21 protein-coding genes, 6 tRNA genes and 1 riboswitch are annotated in these 22,065 nt (G+C 45.1%); of the genes, 11 read left to right on the top strand and 16 right to left on the bottom strand.

Annotation, left to right across the window (positions count from 1 at the left end; all coding sequences use genetic code 11):
- Window positions 1-266: 266 nt before the first annotated feature.
- Complete coding sequence (locus tag FS818_RS17650) at window positions 267-1,631, top strand: Nramp family divalent metal transporter (protein WP_145333418.1); 1,365 nt, start codon at window positions 267-269, stop codon at window positions 1,629-1,631.
- 133 nt (window positions 1,632-1,764) lie between these two features.
- Here the strand turns inward: FS818_RS17650 and FS818_RS17645 are convergent, their stop codons facing one another.
- On the bottom strand, window positions 1,765-2,463 hold the full coding sequence (locus FS818_RS17645; protein WP_186375529.1) for an HAD family hydrolase: 699 nt from the start codon (window positions 2,461-2,463) through the stop codon (window positions 1,765-1,767).
- A 157-nt stretch (window positions 2,464-2,620) separates the two neighbouring features.
- On the bottom strand, window positions 2,621-3,049 hold the full coding sequence (locus FS818_RS17640) for a hypothetical protein (RefSeq protein WP_090918114.1): 429 nt from the start codon (window positions 3,047-3,049) through the stop codon (window positions 2,621-2,623).
- A 117-nt stretch (window positions 3,050-3,166) separates the two neighbouring features.
- A riboswitch (cyclic di-AMP (ydaO/yuaA leader) is annotated at window positions 3,167-3,342 on the bottom strand.
- Window positions 3,343-3,720: 378 nt separating this feature from the next.
- On the opposite strand from FS818_RS17640, the gene FS818_RS17635 reads away from it, so the two are divergent.
- Complete coding sequence (locus tag FS818_RS17635) at window positions 3,721-4,200, top strand: glutathione peroxidase (RefSeq protein ID WP_123063300.1); 480 nt, start codon at window positions 3,721-3,723, stop codon at window positions 4,198-4,200.
- Between the two features lie 201 nt (window positions 4,201-4,401).
- Here FS818_RS17635 and FS818_RS17630 read toward each other — a convergent pair.
- Window positions 4,402-4,484, bottom strand: a tRNA-Leu gene (locus tag FS818_RS17630).
- A 448-nt stretch (window positions 4,485-4,932) separates the two neighbouring features.
- Here FS818_RS17630 and FS818_RS17625 point away from each other — a divergent pair.
- The 3 genes from FS818_RS17625 to FS818_RS17615 all read left to right on the top strand — a co-directional run bounded on the left by FS818_RS17625 (window position 4,933) and on the right by FS818_RS17615 (window position 6,761).
- Window positions 4,933-5,634: an urease accessory protein UreF gene (locus FS818_RS17625; RefSeq protein WP_145333416.1), complete on the top strand. Its 702-nt coding sequence runs from the start codon at window positions 4,933-4,935 to the stop codon at window positions 5,632-5,634.
- A gap of 261 nt (window positions 5,635-5,895) precedes the next feature.
- Window positions 5,896-6,099 (top strand): Rha family transcriptional regulator, encoded by a 204-nt coding sequence (locus tag FS818_RS17620; RefSeq protein WP_090918120.1) that lies wholly within the window; start codon window positions 5,896-5,898, stop codon window positions 6,097-6,099.
- A gap of 35 nt (window positions 6,100-6,134) precedes the next feature.
- Window positions 6,135-6,761 (top strand): nitrogen regulation protein NR(II), encoded by a 627-nt coding sequence (locus FS818_RS17615; protein ID WP_145333415.1) that lies wholly within the window; start codon window positions 6,135-6,137, stop codon window positions 6,759-6,761.
- A gap of 94 nt (window positions 6,762-6,855) precedes the next feature.
- Here FS818_RS17615 and FS818_RS17610 read toward each other — a convergent pair whose 3' ends face one another.
- Entirely contained in the window at window positions 6,856-7,281 is a 426-nt protein-coding gene (locus tag FS818_RS17610; protein WP_145333414.1) for a helix-turn-helix domain-containing protein, read from the bottom strand.
- 300 nt (window positions 7,282-7,581) lie between these two features.
- On the opposite strand from FS818_RS17610, the gene FS818_RS17605 reads away from it, so the two are divergent.
- The gene (locus tag FS818_RS17605; RefSeq protein ID WP_145333413.1) at window positions 7,582-8,670 is read left to right on the top strand and encodes a hypothetical protein; all 1,089 of its coding nucleotides are present in this window, start codon (window positions 7,582-7,584) and stop codon (window positions 8,668-8,670) included.
- Between the two features lie 101 nt (window positions 8,671-8,771).
- Here the strand turns inward: FS818_RS17605 and FS818_RS17600 are convergent.
- The 3 genes from FS818_RS17600 to FS818_RS17590 form a co-directional block, all read right to left on the bottom strand.
- Window positions 8,772-8,854 (bottom strand) — tRNA-Leu (locus FS818_RS17600).
- A gap of 16 nt (window positions 8,855-8,870) precedes the next feature.
- Window positions 8,871-8,946: transfer RNA gene (locus FS818_RS17595), tRNA-Lys, on the bottom strand.
- A gap of 119 nt (window positions 8,947-9,065) precedes the next feature.
- A tRNA-Glu gene (locus FS818_RS17590) sits at window positions 9,066-9,137 on the bottom strand.
- Window positions 9,138-9,442: 305 nt separating this feature from the next.
- Here FS818_RS17590 and FS818_RS17585 point away from each other — a divergent pair.
- Both FS818_RS17585 and FS818_RS17580 read left to right on the top strand, forming a co-directional pair.
- Window positions 9,443-10,219 (top strand): DeoR/GlpR family DNA-binding transcription regulator, encoded by a 777-nt coding sequence (locus FS818_RS17585; RefSeq protein WP_145333412.1) that lies wholly within the window; start codon window positions 9,443-9,445, stop codon window positions 10,217-10,219.
- A gap of 4 nt (window positions 10,220-10,223) precedes the next feature.
- Window positions 10,224-11,117, top strand: coding sequence for a Cof-type HAD-IIB family hydrolase (locus tag FS818_RS17580; protein ID WP_145333411.1), 894 nt, complete (start codon window positions 10,224-10,226; stop codon window positions 11,115-11,117).
- Between the two features lie 174 nt (window positions 11,118-11,291).
- Here the strand turns inward: FS818_RS17580 and FS818_RS17575 are convergent, their stop codons facing one another.
- The gene (locus tag FS818_RS17575) at window positions 11,292-11,936 is read right to left on the bottom strand and encodes a flavin reductase family protein (protein ID WP_145333512.1); all 645 of its coding nucleotides are present in this window, start codon (window positions 11,934-11,936) and stop codon (window positions 11,292-11,294) included.
- 85 nt (window positions 11,937-12,021) lie between these two features.
- On the opposite strand from FS818_RS17575, the gene FS818_RS17570 reads away from it, so the two are divergent.
- A complete protein-coding gene (locus FS818_RS17570) occupies window positions 12,022-12,720 on the top strand; it encodes an ArsR/SmtB family transcription factor (protein ID WP_145333511.1) in 699 nt (232 codons plus the stop codon).
- 199 nt (window positions 12,721-12,919) lie between these two features.
- On the opposite strand, the gene FS818_RS17565 is transcribed toward FS818_RS17570, so the two are convergent.
- The 3 genes from FS818_RS17565 to FS818_RS17555 form a co-directional block, all read right to left on the bottom strand.
- Window positions 12,920-13,008 (bottom strand) — tRNA-Ser (locus FS818_RS17565).
- A gap of 6 nt (window positions 13,009-13,014) precedes the next feature.
- Window positions 13,015-13,090, bottom strand: a tRNA-Asn gene (locus tag FS818_RS17560).
- A 94-nt stretch (window positions 13,091-13,184) separates the two neighbouring features.
- Entirely contained in the window at window positions 13,185-13,646 is a 462-nt protein-coding gene (locus tag FS818_RS17555) for a SprT family protein (RefSeq protein WP_145333510.1), read from the bottom strand.
- A 119-nt stretch (window positions 13,647-13,765) separates the two neighbouring features.
- Between FS818_RS17555 and FS818_RS17550 the strand changes: the two genes are divergently transcribed.
- Together FS818_RS17550 and cmpA are read left to right on the top strand one after the other, a co-directional pair.
- The gene (locus FS818_RS17550) at window positions 13,766-14,116 is read left to right on the top strand and encodes a hydrolase/acyltransferase (protein WP_145333410.1); all 351 of its coding nucleotides are present in this window, start codon (window positions 13,766-13,768) and stop codon (window positions 14,114-14,116) included.
- Between the two features lie 282 nt (window positions 14,117-14,398).
- Window positions 14,399-14,542: a cortex morphogenetic protein CmpA gene (cmpA, locus tag FS818_RS17545; protein ID WP_123063289.1), complete on the top strand. Its 144-nt coding sequence runs from the start codon at window positions 14,399-14,401 to the stop codon at window positions 14,540-14,542.
- Between the two features lie 172 nt (window positions 14,543-14,714).
- Here cmpA and FS818_RS17540 read toward each other — a convergent pair whose 3' ends face one another.
- From FS818_RS17540 to alr, 5 genes are all read right to left on the bottom strand, one after another.
- Complete coding sequence (locus tag FS818_RS17540; protein WP_145333409.1) at window positions 14,715-16,928, bottom strand: Tex family protein; 2,214 nt, start codon at window positions 16,926-16,928, stop codon at window positions 14,715-14,717.
- Between the two features lie 524 nt (window positions 16,929-17,452).
- A complete protein-coding gene (locus tag FS818_RS17535) occupies window positions 17,453-19,642 on the bottom strand; it encodes an alpha-galactosidase (protein ID WP_145333408.1) in 2,190 nt (729 codons plus the stop codon).
- 236 nt (window positions 19,643-19,878) lie between these two features.
- Window positions 19,879-20,229, bottom strand: coding sequence for a type II toxin-antitoxin system PemK/MazF family toxin (locus FS818_RS17530; RefSeq protein WP_024630714.1), 351 nt, complete (start codon window positions 20,227-20,229; stop codon window positions 19,879-19,881).
- A gap of 3 nt (window positions 20,230-20,232) precedes the next feature.
- Window positions 20,233-20,514, bottom strand: a complete 282-nt coding sequence (locus FS818_RS17525) for a CopG family ribbon-helix-helix protein (protein ID WP_024630715.1) — start codon at window positions 20,512-20,514, stop codon at window positions 20,233-20,235.
- A 259-nt stretch (window positions 20,515-20,773) separates the two neighbouring features.
- Window positions 20,774-21,961 (bottom strand): alanine racemase, encoded by a 1,188-nt coding sequence (gene alr / locus FS818_RS17520; RefSeq protein ID WP_145333407.1) that lies wholly within the window; start codon window positions 21,959-21,961, stop codon window positions 20,774-20,776.
- Window positions 21,962-22,065 lie beyond the last annotated feature (104 nt).

Genomic DNA, 22,065 nt, shown 5'->3' with positions numbered 1-22,065 from the left:
TTTACAAAATGGGTACGATACAAAGAGGCTCTTCGAAAATATAACCTCAGATTCTCCTTATTTTTTGTCCGACTACATAAAAGTTGCACTAGACAAAAATTATTGAGGGTGTACAATGTAAACATGAACATAAAATTTTAGATATATGAGCACTCGTATTCATCCCGTTCATTTGCCGCAGTATTTGTGCCAGAGCACATCCTAAAATTGAATTTTTCCCGGCAACAAGCCGGCCACATCTTATTGTAAAGTCAGGTGATCCATGTATGAGTCAAAAAAATCCGTTCAACCCTTCATCCAGCGAATATGCGTCTGCGTCTGCTTCTGCAGCTACGATGGCTCCCTCGCTAGGTGAAGCTCACAGTTCCATGAAAGTACCCCAGAATGTAGCCTGGTGGAAAAAGTTCCTCGCCTTTGTCGGCCCAGGCTATCTTGTCGCTGTCGGCTATATGGACCCCGGCAACTGGGCTACAGATATCGCCGGCGGCTCGCAATTCGGATATACGCTATTGTCCGTCATCCTTTTTTCCAACATGATGGCCATCGTGCTTCAATCCCTCGCAGGCAAGCTAGGGATTGTCACTGGGCGCGATCTTGCCCAGGCGTGTCGTGAACGTTTCAGCGCTCCCGTTGTCATGATGTTATGGATTCTATGCGAACTGGCTATTGCAGCTACGGACCTCGCTGAAGTGATCGGCTCAGCAATCGCTCTTAAACTTTTGTTTAATATTCCCATGTTATACGGTGTGATTATTACCGCCGTGGATGTATTACTCATTCTCGTGTTGCAAAACAAAGGATTCCGTGCGCTGGAAACACTCGTCATCGTGCTGATGGCAACCATTGCTCTTTGTTTTGGCATCGACCTATTTTTGGCGAAACCGGATATGGGCGGTGTTCTTCACGGATTCGTTCCTAGCACCGAAATTTTGCAGAACCCGGCCATGCTCTACATCGCCATTGGTATCATCGGAGCCACCGTTATGCCGCACAATCTGTACTTGCATTCTTCCATTGTGCAGACCCGCCAGATTGAGCAGACGACTCAGGGCAAAAGAGAGGCTATTCGCTACACCACGATGGATTCCACCATAGCTTTGACGCTAGCTTTGTTCATTAACGCGGCTATCCTAATCGTATCTGCGGCTGTATTCCACAGCGCTGGCATGACACAGGTAGCAGAGATATCCGATGCCTATCATCTGCTAACTCCGCTACTTGGCACAACGATCGCCAGCGTCCTGTTCGGCGTAGCTTTGCTCGCATCAGGTCAGAACTCTACTCTTACAGGCACGCTCGCAGGACAGATCGTCATGGAAGGCTTCCTCAATATCCGTATCCCGGCATGGTTGCGTAGACTGGTTACCCGACTGATTGCGATCATCCCTGCTGTCATCGTCACTGCGATTGCCGGTGAGCGCGGCACAGAAGAGTTACTGATCTTAAGTCAGGTCATCCTGTCCCTGCAACTGCCGTTCGCCGTCATCCCGCTTGTGATGTTTACAAGTGACAAAAAAAGCATGGGGCCTTTTGCAAACAAACTATGGCTCAAAATCGTCTCTTGGACTATTGCCGCTATCATCGTTGTCCTGAATGTGTATTTAATCATCCAGACCTTCATGCTGTTCTAAGCTTCTATATAAAAAGGCCGATTCGCTGTTGGTATTGATCCCAACGCAAATCGGCCTTCTTTGTGTCTTTATATTGATATACTTCCGATCTCCATATACCTGCAATCTAACCCCACATAGTCTAACCTGAGACTCATATAGAGTTACCTGCATCCTCATGAGGTATGAGTAGCGGCAGCAGTTCATCCAGGGACTCCACCGTCCAGTCTGCACGCTCGGCATCCGAAAGCTCTGGCTGGAACCTTCCGTACCCTTGCAAAATACGAATGGTGCGTAAACCTAAACTACGTGCTGGCATAATATCATTATCGATTCGATCACCAATCATAACCGCTTCTTCGGGCGCGCAATCAGCCTGCTTCAGAGCAACCGCATACAACTCCGGATCAGGCTTGGACACCCCTTCTTCTGCCGAACAGGCCAGAACATGGACATATTTACGAAGTCCGTAGCTCTCCAGCCTTGCTTCAGTCCCAGGGCTCTGATTGGCGATGATGCCAATACGATAGTGATGCGAAAGCTGTTCAAGCACCTTGGTTGCAGAAGGAAACGGTTGCTCCAGTTCTTTATGAAATTTCAGCTTCTCCTGAATCAGAGTGCGGTGATTTTCATCATGAATATATGTACGTATGGCTACTTTCATGGGCCACTGTTCATAATTACGGTAACAGGTAGCAAACAGTTCTCTTACCGCCTCGATCTTTACTGGATAGCCGTAATCATTCGCCTCCCGAACGAACTGCCCAATAATATCATCTACTGGCTCCCATTCATCCACCAGCGTATCCCCCACATCAAAAAACAACCACTTCAATCCGGCAATATCCGGCACGCTGATTCCTCCTCGTAAGCTGCAGGTTATCCCTCGCTTCTATACTACCGTACTGTTTCCATAAAAAAAGAAGACCCACGACAAGCATGAGTCTCCTCAAATTCCGTTAGTCTATACCTGCAATTATAACAGGCGTCTTACCTTGGATCAATGTCAATCACAAGCTGCTTACTTCAGCTTCAGGTTTATTGCAACTATTAAGAAGGAACCCGACTTCTCCATTCAATGAATAGACAATTTTATCCGCTCCCATTCCACGATAAATCCCTTTAGGATGGCTCTGCTCCGTGATCACACACAAAGACTTCGATGTCCATGAGCGACAAATTTGAAGATAGCGGCATGTCAAGTTCAGACTGTTCTCAAAAATAAATACATTGCCTACACTGCCTTGCGGCAAAAACCATTTCTCAGCAGCTGCTGTATTCATACGGATGACGTGTTCTACGCCAAGACGGCGAAGTTTGCGCTCCTCATCCGCACTGTTCGTCAGAACGGCAAATGGCATTTTTTTATACATCAGCAATTTCACAAATTTACGTCCTGCTTCATTTGGAGCGGTTACCAAAATCATCTCTTTATCCATTCTTCGTTCCTCCCTTGGCGTGAAAAGACAACAAAAAAGAAGCGTGGGGACCAAGGCCTCCGAAACGCTTCTTAAATAATCCATGACGAAAGCGCCATGAACCAGCGTGCGGTTTGTTGCCTCTCCCTTTAACGCTTACGAGGTTAGCTGACGGATTCGGGCGCGAGAGTCGCCCTATTTCCGGCTTTCACCGAAAAATTCACCCCATGAATGTCCGCTGCTGTCATACAGCCCATTCTGTTGGTTCCCCCGTTTTCCATCCACAATGAATGGAAACTCAGCGATTAAAACATCGTTCGTAAATCTTAAGTATAAGACCGATCGATATTATCGTTTGTTTCGTTTTTCAGGTACAATTTAATTAAAATTCAAATTACGCTATGAATCATACACCCGTACCATGATCATGTAAAGTGCATACAGATCACCGAATCGCCAGATTTCCGGCAATAACCTATGATAATAACGCTTACAATGAGGTTATACGCTATCCTCCTCTTCCAAGCTATCTAATTCTCAACCGTACAAAAATTGATTCATGGTTTTCTCGTCCATTTTTGAGTCCAACAAGCGAATGGTTATAACAACGATAATCCCAAATAAGTTTTGCATTATTTAATTGTTTAAAATATAATAAGTATATTAAGAATAACAGGATGGAGGCGTTCCCCATGTCAGTCTATGATTACAAAGTAAACACCCTTCGCGGACAAGAGATTGAGATGTCCCAATATCGCGGCAAAGTGTTGTTAATTGTGAATACCGCAAGCCAGTGCGGTCTCACCCCTCAATTCAAGGGCTTGCAAGAGCTTCAGGATAAATTCCAGGATGCTCCGTTTGAAGTGCTTGGATTCCCAAGCAACCAATTCGCGCAGGAAAAAGGATCTTCCGACGATATTGCTGAATTCTGTCAGATGAATTATGGCGTAAGCTTCCCGATGTTTGAAAAAATTGACGTCAATGGTTCAAGCGCTCATCCGCTCTTCCAGCACATTACGAAAGAAGCACCAGGCTTGCTCGGCTCCAAAGCCATCAAATGGAACTTTACCAAATTCCTTGTCGATCAGGATGGTAAAGTTGTGAAACGATATGCTCCGCAGACTACACCGGACAAAATCGAAGAGGATATTCAGAAGCTGATTAACAAATAAATATAGACTTTCGAACAAACATATAAACAAAAACAAGCCACCTGTAAAGCAAAGAGCCAGACACTGCTCAAGCTTTCGGGCGGCTTTTTTGCGTTCTCTCTTTTAACACATTCCTCATCCTGAATAATTCGCCCTTGTTGCTATATAAAAACAAAAAAAGCTCTCCATCAAGGAAAGCTTCTCTCGTAAATCTTCATATAATGCGGTCGAGAGGACTCGAACCTCCACGGGCATACGCCCACTACCCCCTCAAGATAGCGTGTCTGCCATTCCACCACGACCGCATGTCGTAAATTATCGGCAACAGAATTGATTATACCGGATTCTTAAACAAAAGTAAAGTCCTTATTAATTACTTTATGAATGACATTTTACTACAACCGGATTTACTCTAAATGGATAACAGTTCTTCTTCCCTTCCTATTCCACACCTCTTGCAAAATTCAGTCATATTTCTTCGAAAATTACATATCATTAATCTGATTCGGCAAAAAGGCCAAAAGGACTTTAGACATGAATATATGACACAGATAGAATTTATAATGTTATATTATATGACTCTATTACTGAATTTTATTTAATTAAGTTTTTATTTTCTCATAAATTATTGACAAAACACGGATATTTATGTGAATATATATATCATATAATTCGGATTTACACATTAAACTTAAGAAAAGATCATCATATGTAATTAAACATAACACAATAAAGCACAGGAGGCGAAAGATCGTGAACCGTGGGAATAAGCTACTCGATTATGCGAAACTGCTTGATCCCTCTGTCCAGGTGGGAGGATTCACGCATTTCTTCGGCATGGACACCCACATCAAGGAAGGTACCATTCGAACAGCTGAGGAACTCGAATCATTTATGCGTTGCCAGCTACACCCCAGTCTCGTTCGACTAGAAGGTATGGCCATCAAGGGGATTTATAGCGCTACAGACCATAAAGACACTTGGCGAATTGCCCTGATCGACAAACTTGTGCATGTACAGCGTACCCCTCCTGAACTTAGAGAGCAAGCAACAATCATAGGCAAACGTTTAATCAAACTGTCTCGCGCCTTGCATCCTTGGATCGACCTCAGCCCGCTTGAACAAATCTTCGTAAAATACAATTCAGTCGGTTGCCTCCCCACCGTTCACGCCTGGATCAACCACCACCTCGATATCCCCGTCGAAGAGGCGGTTCTCGGTTACTTGCATTCAGCCATGAATGCATGCGTATCCGAAGCTTGCAAAGTTATTCCCCTAAATGAAAATGCCACTCGGGAACTGCTGGCTCGCCTGACCGCTGACCTTGAGAATGAATGGGCTACTGTGAGCGCCTCCTCACCGGATGCCCCTCTGCATCCTACGTCCATGTCTATGAAGTCGTTATTTCCCAGCTTCCACATGCTTGGAGCAGGCCTCCACGCTTACAGAGCATAATTCCGCACTCCTCCTCGAAACCTCCTTTTCAGAGCACACCAAAAACACGCCGCAACCCCTTGCTGGCGTGTTTTTTATTTTGCACAATAAAAAATACGAATTTACGTCATTTTAATTCAAAAAATACACTTATTTCCGTATTTTTTAATTGTTAGATGACGGATTTGCGTATATAATAGAACCAACAGCACGTATCTATGTCTATTTTACACAAAGAATAACCTGCTGCATACTATAAAATCCACTCAGGGGTGAACCCTATTGAACAAGAAGAAACCAGTCACTCCGTTCGGATGGGCTATCAAACGACGCTTAACCGAACTTCAGGTCGATCAGAAAACCTTTTGCGAACAACATGATATTCCGCCTTACCGTCTATCCAACCTTATTCACGGCACGCGCAAAGCAACCCGATTCAGACATCAGGTCGCTGATATTTTGAACATACCGGAGGAATTGAGATAAGAACACTTTCATCCATCATAAGGAGGACTTCTCCCATGGGAACTATTACATCCGACCTGGAAAGCCTATCCTTTCAGGCGACCAATCATCAGTTGATCATTATTGATCATCAATGGATGATACGAAGCTGTAACCGGGCCTGGCAGCACGGACTTCATAAACTCTTCTTACGCGTAGCCAGCCGCCACAATCATTACCTCCACCTGATGGAAGCTTGGGAAGCTCAACAGAAAAACCACTATCCAACCAAGTTCGCGAGGTATCTGAGGCATAATGTTGTTCCCTTTAAAAAAAACCATACATATGATATCTCTGTTACTACACCACACAACGAAGAGAAATGGTTTCGCGTAGAACTTACTCCCTTACAGAACGGTCCTACGATAGATACCAACCTCGCTTTGGTGGCTCACACAGATATTACAGAACAAAAGACGACAGAGCTTCAGCTACGACAAGCCTTGACTGAAGCGCGCACCCTCCATGGACTGCTGCCTATTTGTGCCGTTTGCAAACATATCAAGGATGAATCAGACGAATGGAACAGCGTTGAGCGCTATCTGGAAAAACACACTTCCGCCGAGTTTACACACGACATCTGCCCAGATTGCATCCGCCAGTTGTACCCCAAATACTCCAGTATTCTTGATCAGCATCACTAAACGGATATTTCTACAAAAAAAAAAAACCTCCCTACTGTCCCGGAAATCATTCCCTTGGGCGCAGATGGAGGTTTTTTTTATCAACCAGAGACACCTACGTCCCTTCCTGCTCTGACTTATTTTCGTCTTCCGCTTCAGGTTGGTAGCTATAGCTTCCGGCATCTTTACTCTCTTTAAATTTGCGATAACGAGTGAACTCGATATATTCACTAATAAAAGACTGTTCCACAGTCGATAATTCACTCTCTTGGCAATTCAATTGCCGCAACACGTTAAAAAAATAATCTTCCCGCTTTTCCCGCACAATGGCTTCCTTCGATAAACGCCCAATCATTAACCAGTCCAGACTCACATCAAAAAATGAAGCAATTTCAATGAGTTTATTTGTACTCGGGATTGATTTACCACGTTTCCAGTCACCCAAATTGCCTGTGCTTATTTTCAGCTGTTCACAGAAGGCCTTCTTTGTCATCCCTCTTTCGGCAATCAGGTGCTCAATTCGCTCATAGATTGACTGCATGCAAGAACCGCCTTCCAACCGTAATTATCAACTTAAATGCCATATGATTGAATTATAGCACAATATTTCTGAATCCTCAGCCCTTTTATCCAGACCATTAGAGTCCCAAACCAATCTTGAAATAAATATAAAATATTATTATAATTACCATAATATTCATTAAAAGAGTCATTACATACATATTGTACCCTGCTGAATAATACATATTAAACCTACAATATTCTTTTAATAATGACAGAGATAACCATAAACATAGATTACAACACCATAAACTAAAATATCATTTTGGGAGGGAAAAATATGGAAGCGCTATATCCAATGGAGATGGATTATTACTATACCCCTCAAGGAAAACCGAATGCTGAAGTGCAGGCGATCGGAGACTGTTATACTCGTAATATTTTCTTCATGTTAAAAAACGAATTAAAAAATTCAAATCTATCTTATAAAATGTTTCTCGATGATTTTAATCTTAAAATCGTTAAAGATCTCGCGAATTACCCTCTTGACGTTAAATTAAACGACATCAAATCTCCAGAAGATTATGTAATTAGATCAAACCAACACACCTTTAACAATGATGCTTCATCCGCCATCGATAAATTAGAGACCCTTCTGGCTAACGGCGAGGTTGTGTTTGTTAACACTTTCATGAAGAAAGTCCCCTATTACAAAACATATGAATTAAATTCAGCATATGAAACAGATGCTACTATTGACGGACATATATTCTTAATTCTGGGACAAACCGATACAGACTTTTATTTTTTAGATAATTACATAAACTATAATCCACAATTCTTTAAACCCCACCTCGTCAACAAAGGCATTGGCCAAGATACTAAACGTTCATTTATGAATGCCTTTAATCACCAATTCAACTGTTTTACGATACACCCTAATCAAGACGAACTCCATGATTTACCCGATAGAGTACCCATGATTTTTAAGAGAACACTGGAAAATTATTATAAGCCCGACTCAATTGTTGATGGATATATCGAATGTTTCGGAAGATCAGCGATTTTGGAATTGAACAACCTGTTAGCTAGCGGGCTCATTCCACTTAACAGAAAGATCCCTAACCGAATACACGATGCCTATTCTCTGCTTCACACAATCTTGAATCGACACTGCGACAGAAAAAAAGTACTAATATCACTACTAAGTTCATCCACAAACCCCAATGCATTGAATGAAATCATTCAAACTACACAACAAGCCATCAAACAATGGGATCTTTTGAGAAAATACTTAACCAAACAATATTTAACAAATAATTTCACACTCTCTCATTCGTTCGAAAAACGTATGAACAACGCACTTCTTGCAGAGGATCAGTTTTTTCAATCCATCGAAAAAAATATAGACACCTTAATTAGAATCTAGGCTACTAATTTTTCCATAGACCATTTAATTGATACATCACTTTGACTTACATAAAAAAAGCAAAAACCCTGGGTGTCCAGGGTTTTTGCTTTTTAATCTGATGCGGTCGAGAGGACTCGAACCTCCACGGGTATACACCCACTACCCCCTCAAGATAGCGTGTCTGCCATTCCACCACGACCGCATATTAAATTGTTAAATGGTGAGCCATGAAGGACTCGAACCTTCGACACCCTGATTAAAAGTCAGGTGCTCTACCAACTGAGCTAATGGCTCTCAATGTGCCTTCACCTGATGTTATGCCATGCTTCATATCGGATGTTACAGAGCAGTGACTTTCAAAGAAACCCTTTATTAAAACGAATCTCTTAGCGGTGAAGAATGAGGTAATACTATGACCCGTAGGGGATTCGAACCCCTGTTACCTCCGTGAAAGGGAGGTGTCTTAACCCCTTGACCAACGGGCCTTATAAACAATTTGTCTTCTTGGCGACAAGAATGAGTATATCACAGGGAAATAGAATAATGCAACACTTTTTTTATATTCTTTTAAAATCCAATTTTTTACTCGCATTCAAAAGCCACTTCCCTTATCTCCTTAATAGCTAAAATCACATTCTTGTCATAGCTGTACTATAATTATGTAAATTAATGATTAAAAAACTTATAAAAACTTATTTTTACTTACAATATTGCAGATCACATTATAATTACTTATAATTAAACTATAGTACAACGCACGGTCATCCAGAAATATAAGGAGGCTTTACGTTTGTTTCAGGAAGAACGCATGCAACTCATCATTGAGCACCTGCGCAAGCATCATCGTATCTCGGCAGAAGAGATTGTATCTTTATTCGATGTCTCACGAGATACGGCACGCCGGGATCTGATTAAACTCGAAGAGCAGGAAGCCATTATTCGCACACGCGGTGGTGCAATCCTCCCCTCTCCCCCACAAGAATTCAAGTCCTATCAAGACCGGCTGAAGTATGTTTCTGAGGAAAAACGGGCCATTGGCAAACTGGCTGCGGCTCTGGTTCGTTCAGGAGAGACGATCATCTTGGATTCCTCCACAACCGTTCAATCCTGCGCTGAGAATTTGAATGGTAAATCTTGTACGGTCATTACTAATTCGATACACTCAGCTGATCTTTTATCTAATCACACCGCAGTTCAGATTCGCCTGCTTGGCGGCCGCTTAGATAAGGAACAGCGTTATGTGTATGGAACACCCGTTATCGAGACACTCTCCCACTACTACGTGGATAAAGCCTTTATTGGCATTGGCGGTTTCACGATGGATGGATTCAGTGCTTCCGAAGAGGAAGGCAAGATCAAACATCAAATGATGAAATCCGCCAAAAAAGTAATTGTGCTAGCCGATCATTCCAAGACGGGCAAACGTTACGGTTATCGTTTTGCAGATTGGTCACTGGTAGACGTATTAATTACAGATCAATGGCCGGATCAGGAATGGCTGGATTTTTTAAACGAACAAAAGGTTGAGATTCTAATCCCCGAACCTACACAAGATAAGGAGTTGTAAAGATATGAAGTTATTTGCTACCGATTTAGATGGAACTTTGTTGAATCGAGACAGCCAGATTAGCCGCGAGAACGCCGATGCCATCCAGAAGGCGCAACAGTCTGGCATGAAAGTAACCATCGCGACCGGACGCGTATATTCAGATGTTGTGGCGATTAGCCGCCAAGGCGGAATCAAAACACCGATTATCGGTTCCAACGGCGCTACCATTCATGATGAGAATGGAGAACGCTTATTCCACCTTCCTCTGGAACGTGAAACGGCCGCTTCTGTCATGCAATGGCTGGAAGATGAGCACATTTATTATGAAGCTTCAACTCAGATGGGCATATACGCTGCAATCAGTACTCATGAGACGATGCTCGCCGAATTGGAACGTGTCCTGGGATCAAAACCCGGTGAAGATATCGAGCGCATGATCCATTCGATTAAGAAACACTACAACAAAAAAGACTATCATCGTGTGAACAGCCACCTTGAAATTCCGGCAGAAGCATGCATTTACAACATTATGGCTTTCTCGATGAATCCTGAAAAAGTGCAACTTGGACGAGAATACTTCTCTTCCAGAACCGATGTTGCCATGGTTGTCTCCTTTGAGCATAATTTTGAAATGCAACATCCGGATGTCTCTAAAGGCAATGCCCTCTCCAAACTGGCGGAGCATTTGAACATTTCGATGAAAGACACAGTCGCTATCGGGGATAACTTTAATGATGTTTCCATGTTACAAATGGCTGGGTTAGGTATCGCAATGGGCAATGCCGAACCCGAAATTCGCGCCTTGGCTAAAACGATTACACTGACCAATGTGGAGCATGGCGTCGCTCATGCGATTCATAGCCTGTTAGAAGGCAAACCGATTGCGCCTGAGGAAACCATTGTCTCGGAAGGCTGATAAAGTACCATTGAAAGGTTAGTAAAATTAGTAAAATCAAGAAACAAGCACGGCAGTCTCGTTAACCGAGCCAGCCTGTGCTTATTTTTTGATTTCTGCAACGTGCTAACGTGCTAAGAAGTGTAACTCTCACTTGGTCTTTTACTTGGTCTCTTCATCGATCTCATCCTCCACTCATTTATCTGCCCGGAAATTCTCCCCTTGTCTCTCCCCAAGTCCGTAATAATGCCTGAAATTATAAATCAACGGATGCCATTGCTTGGGATCAATCTTATTGACGTCTGAAACCAAATGGGAATGTGCATGCACCTTCACCGCTTTCACTTCTACAATCGCCATATTCGGCGTATGCTCCGGGATACGAATATGTTCTACAAGCGCTTCAATCTGAAGCGGACATTCGGCTATTTTATCTGGCGCCACTTGAACTGATCTTTGAGATGTCAGGCCAACCGTCCTAAATTTATCTTGGCAAAACGTGTATCCCATCTTCTCTTTAACTTCTGGCACGAGAAAGCTTCCCGTCAACCGCCCCAGCGCTTCAACTTTTCCCCACATCGAGTCATCCGGCAGATTAATAACACATTCAGGATGATGACGGAGATTCTCATAAGCTTTGCCCTGTGTACCTATCCCCAGCACCAGACAATCCCCCAGCGCCCAAGAAGACGATAATGGGGAAAGATTCGTGGACCCATTTTCGTTTAAAGTACTAAGGATGATAACAGGGGTGCCATAGTATAAAATACTGGGATTAATCGTCTCGTGCTGATTCGTCCGAGCCGATTTGGTCGTTTGTTCTGTGCTATACTGCTGCATAACGTTACTCACCTTATACCTCTCCTGTTCAAATCATCAATTGAAACCAATTGTAATACAGCGTTATTTCAACTATCATCGAAGTATGAATGCATATCCGAACATCACTGTTATTGCCTCACTTATTGCTGATACAAGCCGTTCTATCTTTCTCTCCGCTTTGCTGGATGGAAGGGCGTTACCTGCCGGTGAGCTGGCCTATATGGCCTCAGTCAGTCCACAGACCGCAAGTAATCACCTTGCTAAACTTGTAGCGGGAGGACTATTGGAAGTAGAACAGCAAGGTCGTCATCGATATTATCGTCTCGCGAACGAGGAAATTGCCGATTTGATTGAGAAGATGGCCAGTATTGCCCCAGCGGTACAGGTTCGCTCATTGAAGCAATCCAATCAATTGCAACAATTAAGTTATGCTCGCACCTGTTACGGTCATCTGGCTGGAAAACTCGGGGTTTTACTCTGCGAAGCATTGCTCAAGAGAGGTTATCTGGTTGAACCTGAAGAAGCGCATGGTAAGGATTATCTAATTACGGAGGAAGGATCGCAGTGGTTTAGCTCATTAGGAATGAAGCTGCAATTGAAGCCAGGATCACGCAGGGCCATCGCTCGTAAATGCCTGGACTGGAGCGAACGCCGTCATCACCTGTCCGGCTTGCTCGGTGAAGAGCTTGTTCAGCGGTTACTTGAACTGGATTGGATTCGTCAAAAAACAGGAAGTCGCTCTGTTGAAGTGACCGAGGCTGGAAAATCAGGTTTGCACGAGCTTTTGGGTATTTCCCTGTGAACGGCTCAGATACTAAAAACAAAAAATCCTCTTTACATGAAAAATTACTCATTCATGTAAAGAGGATTAAAAGTGTATTATTAGAACGGAGAGAGAGGGATACTCTCACTTCGCTCGAGACTGCGATGTATCGCTACCGAAGCTTATGCTAAGGCGAACCTTTAGGGTTCTCATCCCTGGCATAGAAGTAAAATCAGAACGGAGAGAGAGGGATTCGAACCCTCGCACCGCTTACGCAGTCTAACCCCTTAGCAGAGGGTCCCCTTATAGCCACTTGGGTATCTCTCCAAGAAATGGCTCCCCGAACAGGACTCGAACCTGTGACAACTCGATTAACAGTCGAGTGCTCTACCAACTGAGCTATCAGGGAAAATTAACTTGAATAACATTAATTTATCATGATTAATAATTCAAGTCAACCTGCCTTTTACTCACCTTCTACTGTGAACTCTTCTTCGTGTACATCAGATGGTTTGAAGCGTCAGTTTGCCTGAACATCGACCGCAGCGATAACGCTTGGGATCTATTTTCCGTTTACGCAAATATTCCATCCCGCAGCTCTTGCATACCAGCTTGTACCTATACGGCAGCGGTTTTCTGCCCTTGTCTCCAGGAAGAGACTGACAGAACCGTGAACCCCCCACTTTCTGCAAAAGTGCCTTGAATTCCGGATCTCTATGCTGGTATCCCCGCCCTCGAATATGCAGATGATAGTGGCATAGTTCATGTTTGATAATTTTCTCAACCTCGTCTTTTCCGTAGACTTCAAGCTGATGTGGATTTATCTCGATCCGATGGCTTCTGAGCATATACCTTCCACCTGTTGTCGTCAGACGACGGTTAAATATCGCTTCATGAGTAAACGGAACTCCGAAATGTTCAAGAGAAATCTGCTCAATCCATTGTTGTAATTCCTTATTTTCCATCATTCTCCTCTCTCTCCACCCGCTCGAGCACACTGTTTTTCCCGTACAATACTTGAATTTTAACCGTTTCGTAGGCTACACTGTCAAGTAGAATGTATGAGGGGAGATTAATACTCGTTATGCCTACAATGCGCTATGTCATCCTGCAGCAGAAGCAACAATTGCAGTTTGTTGAAATGCCCGCGGACTATGCTTATCAACTCAGTGCGCTTAATCTGCGTCTGCACAAGGAAATCGACAAACTCACGGCAACAGATGTACCCGTTCTACCCTGGGCTATTGCCGAATGTGATCATCTCGATCTGTTGAACGAAAACTTGTCCGTCATTGGCGGGCTTGATTACATCAATGCCCTTGAAGAGCGTTTTGCTGCTCTGCGTGAAAGCAATTATCCTTTGATTTCCCTGCTTACCGAGATTCGGGCACTACAGGCTCAATTGGAACAATGGTATGAGGAAGAGATGGAGTAATTCTAACTCTTTTCATAGGGTAATTACTTCTGTTTAAAACCTGATGTATGACCATCAACTTTCCGAAATATTGTATTCCATCTCGTTTGATAGACAAAATTCAATAAAATACGAAAAGCGCATTTCCCGAACCGGGGAATGTGCTTTTTTCATTCTTGTTTTTTTCGTTCTGGTTCAACAGATTCTGATCATTTTCAATTGACATGGAGTTATCCCGCACAGTCCAGGCTATTGCCACATATGCTAACGTACAGATGAATTATGCAAAAGGAGGAGATTCCTTTGCCTCAATGGCTCTGCAACCAACTCATGCGGGCGTTCCATAAAAAGGACAGTCGTCAAATCAAGTTACTGAACGAATGCTGGTACTTCTATCGTAACAAACCTGCCAGCGGTTCACAGCGCAACATGGAGAACGAAATCTAAGCCTGTAAACCAAACCCTTCCCATCCATACCATTGCACAACAAAGGATAATACTTAACAGCAAACAGCCTTCCCCATGCGGGAAGGCTGTCCCCTTATACGTTTACACGTATATACTCTACAGACGTTTAATCTGACATCTCATCATGATGCCAAAACGCGATAATTCATCATTAATTTGCAGATGCGGGTTTTTTCATCGTCAGGCCAACACGACCTTTTTTCGTATCCACATTCATCACCCAAACCGTCACATTGTCTCCAACGGAAACAACATCCATCGGATGTTTAACGTACCCGTTACTCAGTTGAGAGATATGGACAAGCCCATCACTTTTGATGCCGATGTCAACGAAGGCACCAAAGTCAATGACGTTTCGAACGGTACCTTGCAATTCCATCCCTTCCACCAGATCTTCAATCTTGAGTACATCGGTGCGGAAAATCGGCAACGGCATCTCTTCACGGGGGTCACGACCCGGGCGCTGTAAACTGTCCAGAATGTCACGGAGTGTAGGCACACCGACATTCAGTTTAACGGCCAACTGTTCTGTCTCCTGTTCGGACAAAAGCACAGACAGTTCTTTGCTTCCGAGTTTGTCCAGCTCGACCTGAAGCTCTTTGAAGAGCTGATCAACCACCTTATACGATTCAGGGTGAATTGGCGTACGATCCAGTGGATTCTCTCCTTCAGATATACGCATGAAGCCTACGCATTGTTCGTATGTTTTTGCGCCCAAACGGGGCACTTTCTGCAACTGGCGACGACTTGTGAAACGGCCGTTCTCTTCACGATATTTGACAATGTTTTTGGCAATAGTTGCATTAACACCGGCAACATAAGACAACAAGGAAGGTGAGGCCGTATTAACATCTACGCCAACATGGTTAACTGCAGATTCTACGACAGCCTTCAAGCTCTCTTCCAGAACCTTCTGGGATACATCATGCTGGTATTGGCCGACACCAATCGCTTTTGGATCAATTTTAACGAGTTCGGCCAGCGGGTCTTGTACCCGACGCGCAATAGAAGCCGCGCTACGCTCGGCAACATCCAGATCCGGGAATTCCTCTTGGGCAAGCTTGGATGCAGAGTACACACTTGCACCAGCCTCGTTCACAATCAGGTAAACCAGGCTGTCATCGCCATTCTCCTGAATAATTTCGGCTACGAACTGCTCTGTCTCACGCGAACCTGTCCCGTTACCAATAACGATCAATCCAATATCGTACTGCTTGATCATCCGGTGGAACACTTCAGCCGCTTCACGCTTCTTGTTATGCGGAGGTGTCGGGTAAGTTACAGCTACTTCGAGCAATTTCCCTGTATCATCGACAACTGCCAGTTTACAGCCTGTCCGGTATGCCGGATCGACACCCAGTACACGTTTGCCATGAATTGGTGGCTGTAACAGCAGGTTACGGAGATTCGCAGAGAATACCGAAATCGCCTGATTTTCCCCTTTTTCCGTCAACTCGGCACGCACTTCACGTTCAATGGACGGTGCGATCAGCCGTTTGTACGCATCTTCAACGACGGAACGCAAAATCTCCTGCACCACAGAAGCACCCCGGATAATCTGCCCTTCCATATGACGGTGAGCCGGTTCAGCTTGCACGTCCAGTCCAACCTTGAGAATGCCTTCACGCTCCCCACGGTTAATCGCAAGAATACGGTGCGGCGGCATCTTTTTCGCTAATTCGCGGTAACTATAGTAGTTCTCGTATACGGACTCTTGCTCCGTATCCTTGGCTTCTGAAGTCAGCATGCCGTGATCCAGCGTATATCTGCGAATCCAGGCGCGAATAGCTGCATCATCGGCAATATTCTCAGCGAGAATATCCTTTGCTCCTTGAAGAGCCGACTCTGCATCCTCTACCCCGAGTTCCGCATTAATATAACGCGCAGCCTCCTGATGTGCATCTCCCTGTTTCGGCTGTTCCCATATCCATACGGCGAGCGGCTCCAGACCTTTTTCCTTGGCTACACTGGCACGCGTTTTCCGTTTCTGACGGTAAGGACGGTACAGATCCTCTACTTCCTGCAGCTTGACAGCTTGCGTAATGGATTTCTCAAGCTCTTTGGTCAGCTTGCCCTGTTCCTCTATAATACGGATAACTTCCAATTTACGGTCTTCCAGATTGCGCAAATACACCAATCGTTCTTCAATCTGCCGCAGCTGGTTCTCATCCAGTTCTCCAGTCATTTCTTTACGGTAGCGGGCGATAAATGGAATCGTATTGCCTTCGTCCAGAAGCTCCGATGTGGTGCGAATCTGCTTCAAGGACAGTGACAGTTCCTTGGCTACCTGTTTGATGATTCGTTCTTGGCGTTCGGCCTTTAATGTTTCTTCATTGGGTTCCAGAACCGTTTCCTGTTCAGACAAATAAATCCCTCTTTCCTTCCTGAATCGTTCATAATACTCATTTCAGGGCAGCTGTGCTGCATAATAACAGTATAGTCGATCATCCGAAGTTGATCTCAAGCTTTTTCAAGCTCTAAATAACACTCTTCTCTATATTATCACAAAATCACGTTGATATTTCTACCATTCCTATGGCACGTCTGTTACTTGCTTTTATTGCCTCCTAAACATCCTTCCCCGTTGAACGAAAAAAAAGACCGAGAACGTCATCATGACATCCTCGGGTCTTCTTCAAACATAATTTACTCCAATTCACCTAAATAAGTTGAGAGTTTCTTTTACACGTTAACGGAGGGGACAGAAAAAACCTGGAAAAGCGAAGCTAAAAGCTTTCTGCAAGAAAGCTACATCGGAAGCATACGCTTCGCCTTTATCACCGGATTTTTCCCTTTAGAAAAGGGAATCAAAAAAATCTAGGGATAACAGCGAATGGAAGGTTCTTCTGTCATCGGAGTGGACTGTGTAAAATCTCTAGTTCAACTTATTTAGACCCGCTCAAACCGGAACATTTCGCTCAGATAGTCTCCAGACTCACTACCCACAGCAATACCGCCATACATCAAAGCATCGCCCGTAAACGTCTCTGAGCTGCCTTTCAGGCGGTAATCCGCGTTTGGATCAAGCCCTTTCAGCTTCAGACGTTGAAGCGGGGCATTCGGTTCAGAGAGTACACGGAAGTAGAATACAATCACTTCACCGCCATCCGGTGCAATGAACATCCATGCCGTTTCATTGCCTTCAAACGGACTGAGCAGACGACGGAACGTACCGTATTGTACCGTACTGCGAATTTCCTTGTATAGTTTGACCTGTGCTGTAACAATCGCATTCTCTTCGTCTGTAAACTTCGTCAGATCCAGCTCGTATCCGAAGTTGCCCGACATCGCAACATGACCGCGAATCTCCAGAGAAGTGATACGATTCACCTGATGGTTCGGCACAGCCGAAATGTGTGAACCCATGGAACTTACAGGATATACAAGGCTTGTACCGTATTGAATGCGCAAACGGGAAATCGCATCCGTGTTATCGCTGGTCCATGCCTGAGGCATGTAATACAGCATGCCCGGGTCAAATCGTCCGCCTCCGCCAGAGCAGCTTTCGAACAAAATATGCGGGAAGGAAGTAACGATACGCTCCATTACTTCGTACAGTCCGAGCATATAACGGTGAGCCGTTTCGCGCTGTCTGTCCGCCGGAAGCAATGCAGAACCGACCTCGGTCATGTTCCGGTTCATGTCCCACTTCACATAAGTGATCGGTGCTGAGCCCAGAACATCGGACAACATCCGAACGATCTCGTCACGCACATCCTGACGGGAGAAGTCCAGCACAAGCTGTTGTCTTCCTTCGGTACGACGGCGATCCGGTACATGCAGACACCAGTCCGGATGCTTACGATATAGTTCACTGTCCGGGGAGATCATCTCTGGCTCGAACCACAGCCCGAACTGCATGTCCAGACCTGTGACACGGTTAGCCAAGTCATCCAGTCCTTGCGGCAACTTGTTCTTGTCCACAATCCAGTCGCCCAAGGATGAATTATCGCTGTCCCGGTGACCAAACCAGCCGTCATCAAGCACAAACAACTCAATGCCCAGCTTTTGCCCCGCACGTGCGATCTGCTCAATCTTATCGGCATTAAAGCCGAAATACGTTGCTTCCCAGTTGTTCACCAGCACAGGACGCTCAGCGTTGCGGAATTGTCCACGTGCCAGACGTTCCCGATATAGCTCATGGTAGGATTGGGACATGCCATCCAGACCCGTAGCCGAGTAAACCATGACGGTCTCAGGTGTCTGGAACGACTCCTGCGGTTCAAGCTTCCAGCTGAACTCAAAGGGATTGATACCAACAGATACACGAGTGGTATAGAACTGATCCACTTCTGCCTGTGCAGTAAAGCTGCCGCTATATACCAAACTGAATCCATACACTTCGCCTTGGTCTTCATCCGTTCCCGGTGTCATCAGGGCAATGAACGGGTTTTGCTGGTGACTGCTGGAGCCACGGCGGCTCTCGATCCCCTGCAATCCTGAAGCGAGTGGACGACGAACGATGTCACGTTCACGAGTCCAGGCACCCGAGAGCTGCAGCAATTCGTAATCTGCATGTGGCAGGTCTACAGAAGAGCTGAGTGCTCGCAGCACATTCACCACGTTAGCGCTCTCATTCACGATACGCATCGAGCGTGTAATGGCATTAAAGGCAGTAAATGCAGTATACGTTAACTCGATTTTCACACCAGACACCTGATCTCGCATTTCAATAACGAGCGTATCCGCTTCATCCTCGGATTCTACATACGTTGCCGGAAGTCCCGTTAACGCCTCTTTCCCCTTGACCAAACGATGGCCTGTATACGTAAACTCGGATACCGTTGAGCCGTTCTCCAGTTCCAACTGGATGGCCGGGTTGCGGAAATCACTCGTTCCATAAACCGGTAGTTCCACTGGAAGGGTGTCAAACGAAATCGTACGATCCTCCGGCACCGGATTCGGACTAAAGGATGCTCTTTCCGTCCGGACATGAAGCCAGCTCAGGTCGGTATCACGCAGTTTTTTGCCATAATACAAATGCACCAAATATCCCGAAGGCAATACCTGAAATACGTAGCTCGCCTCGCGGGTCTGTAAATGAAACTGAAGTTTCTCCTGATTGATGTAAATGCTCATATGTCTCCTCCATCTATCTATATAGGTCTTTCGGGTAAACGGTTTCTCAGGTTCCATTATAACGAAAAGATCATCAATGTTCTACGCTTTCACCAAGACTTAACCAAAAGAGCGCACAACACCCATAAAGGTATCGTACGCTCTTAAGGTAACATTCTGAAATTGTGTGTTCCCTCACAGGAACATCCGTTGTCAACAGACAGATGAGCAAGCACATCAAGTACTAAGCTTCACCCTTAAAAATCGATTAAGCCCAGGCTGATCTGCAAGGCTTCGTTAACCAGTTTCATGGTCTCCTCGTCCAAATGCGTAATCTTGTCGGTCAGCCTTTGCTTATCAATCGTCCGAATCTGTTCGAGCAAAATCACCGAGTCCCGGTCAAAGCCATGCGCCGCTGCATCAATTTCGACATGCGTCGGCAGCTTTGCCTTCTGAATCTGGGCGGTAATGGCCGCCACGATACAGGTTGGACTGAACCGGTTGCCGATATCGTTCTGAATAACCAGAACCGGCCTGACTCCACCTTGCTCAGAACCGACAACGGGAGAAAGATCCGCAAAAAAAACGTCACCACGTTTTACGATCACTGTCTACACCCCGCTAACTAAGCGGTCCAGAGTGCTGTCCGCATCTTCCTCCGCGTGAAAGGCTTCGGATGCCATGGTCAGGTTAATCTTCGCCATCTCCATGTACCCTCGCTGCATTGATTCACGGATGTAACGTTTCTTCCGCTCCGTCAAGTACAGCTTCATTGCTTGCCTAATCAATTCGCTGCGGTTGGAATTCTCCAGCGCTACGATGCCATCCACTTCCTGCAAAAGATAATCAGGTAAACTGATCATAATCCGCTTGGTGTTCTGCAAGTTGGCCACCTTTCTTCCACCCCCACAAACCTTTCGCCATTGTGAACCAGTATTACGCTTTTCCAGAACTTTTATACAAAGGAATATATATGCCCCGCGTATATCAAGTATGCTGTACTCCATTATAAACACGGGAATCATTATTCGTACAGACTAAACATCGCATTTCAGGATTAAATTCCTGACATCGTACATATTTCGAGATGCTGCGACAGTATTCCTTCTGTTCTGAAAAAAATGTTGCTGGTAATCGTGTCCAATTTGCGAATTACGTTGTCAAAAGGGGATTGATTCTGGTGACTACCTCTCCTCCCCGGGTATAGACCCGGGGAATGCGATGAGCCATCATGCAGATCACTTCATAGTGAATCGTACCGAGCTGGTCTGCCACCTCACTAGCGGTAATTACACCGCCGGACTGGTGGCCGATGAGAACAACCTCTTCGCCGGCTTGAATTGCTTCCGCTTCTTCCGCGAAAGATTGTAGCGACACCATGCACTGATCCATGCAGATCGTACCGACGACAGGAACGCGGCGGCCACGCACAAGCACCTGTGCTTTGCCTGTCAGCATTCTTGAAAATCCGTCTGCATAGCCGATAGGCAAGGTCGCTATTCGTTCATTTTCCTGTGTAAAATAACGGGTTCCATAACTGACTCCCCAATGGGACGGCAGTGTTTTGACCAGAACCGCTTTTGTCTTCAGTGTCATTACCGGGAGCAACTTCACTACCTGGTGATTCACCTCTACCGAAGGATACAGTCCATACAGACTTATGCCCACACGAACCATATCATAGGATAATTCTGGTGTATCAATGGCAGCGGCACTGTTGGCCGTATGTATAATCGGGATGACACATCCCTGATTCCGAAGCGTCTCTGTAACGCTCTGAAACCGTCGATACTGATCCAGTGTATAGGTCTTGTCTTCTTCATCTGCTTTGGCATAGTGAGTAAACATGCCTTCCAGCATTACCTGATCAAGTGAGGAAACCTCTTGTATAAAGTCAATAGCCTCATTGCCAGGTAGCAGACCCAATCTGCCCATGCCACTGTCGATCTTGATGTGAACTTTCAACTGATTTGCGAATGTGCCTGGTTTCACCTGTTTGATCGCCTCAAGCACGTCTCTGCTAAACAAAGTAATCGTCACATCATGTTGCCACGCTACAGCGACTCCTTCAGGCGGCGTATACCCCAATACCAGAATCGGGCTTGTAATACCGTGCAGACGCAGTTCGAGAGCTTCGTCAAGAAACGCTACACTTAAATAATCCACGCCCACTCGTTCCAATTCTCTGGCTGTCTCTACTGCTCCATGCCCGTAAGCGTTGGCCTTTACACAAGCGAGAAATCTCGTACCCTGAGGCAATACCTCACGAAAAGCGGTTACGTTGCCTCGCAGATGGTCCAGATTAATCTCCGCCTGGGTCGGCCTATATTGTCCTTGCACGTTAAGTCACCTTCTCTAATCTTCTTAATCCGGCTCACGTCAGACTCCATCGTAATGCTCCAGCATGTCACTGTCAAATGTACAGAAATTTCACTTCTCACATC

Source organism: Paenibacillus xylanexedens, from assembly GCF_007680605.1.
GTDB classification, from domain to species: Bacteria; Bacillota; Bacilli; order Paenibacillales; family Paenibacillaceae; genus Paenibacillus; species Paenibacillus xylanexedens_B.
Note: the sequence above shows the minus strand (reverse complement) of the source record. Positions and strands in the feature narration are given on the sequence as shown.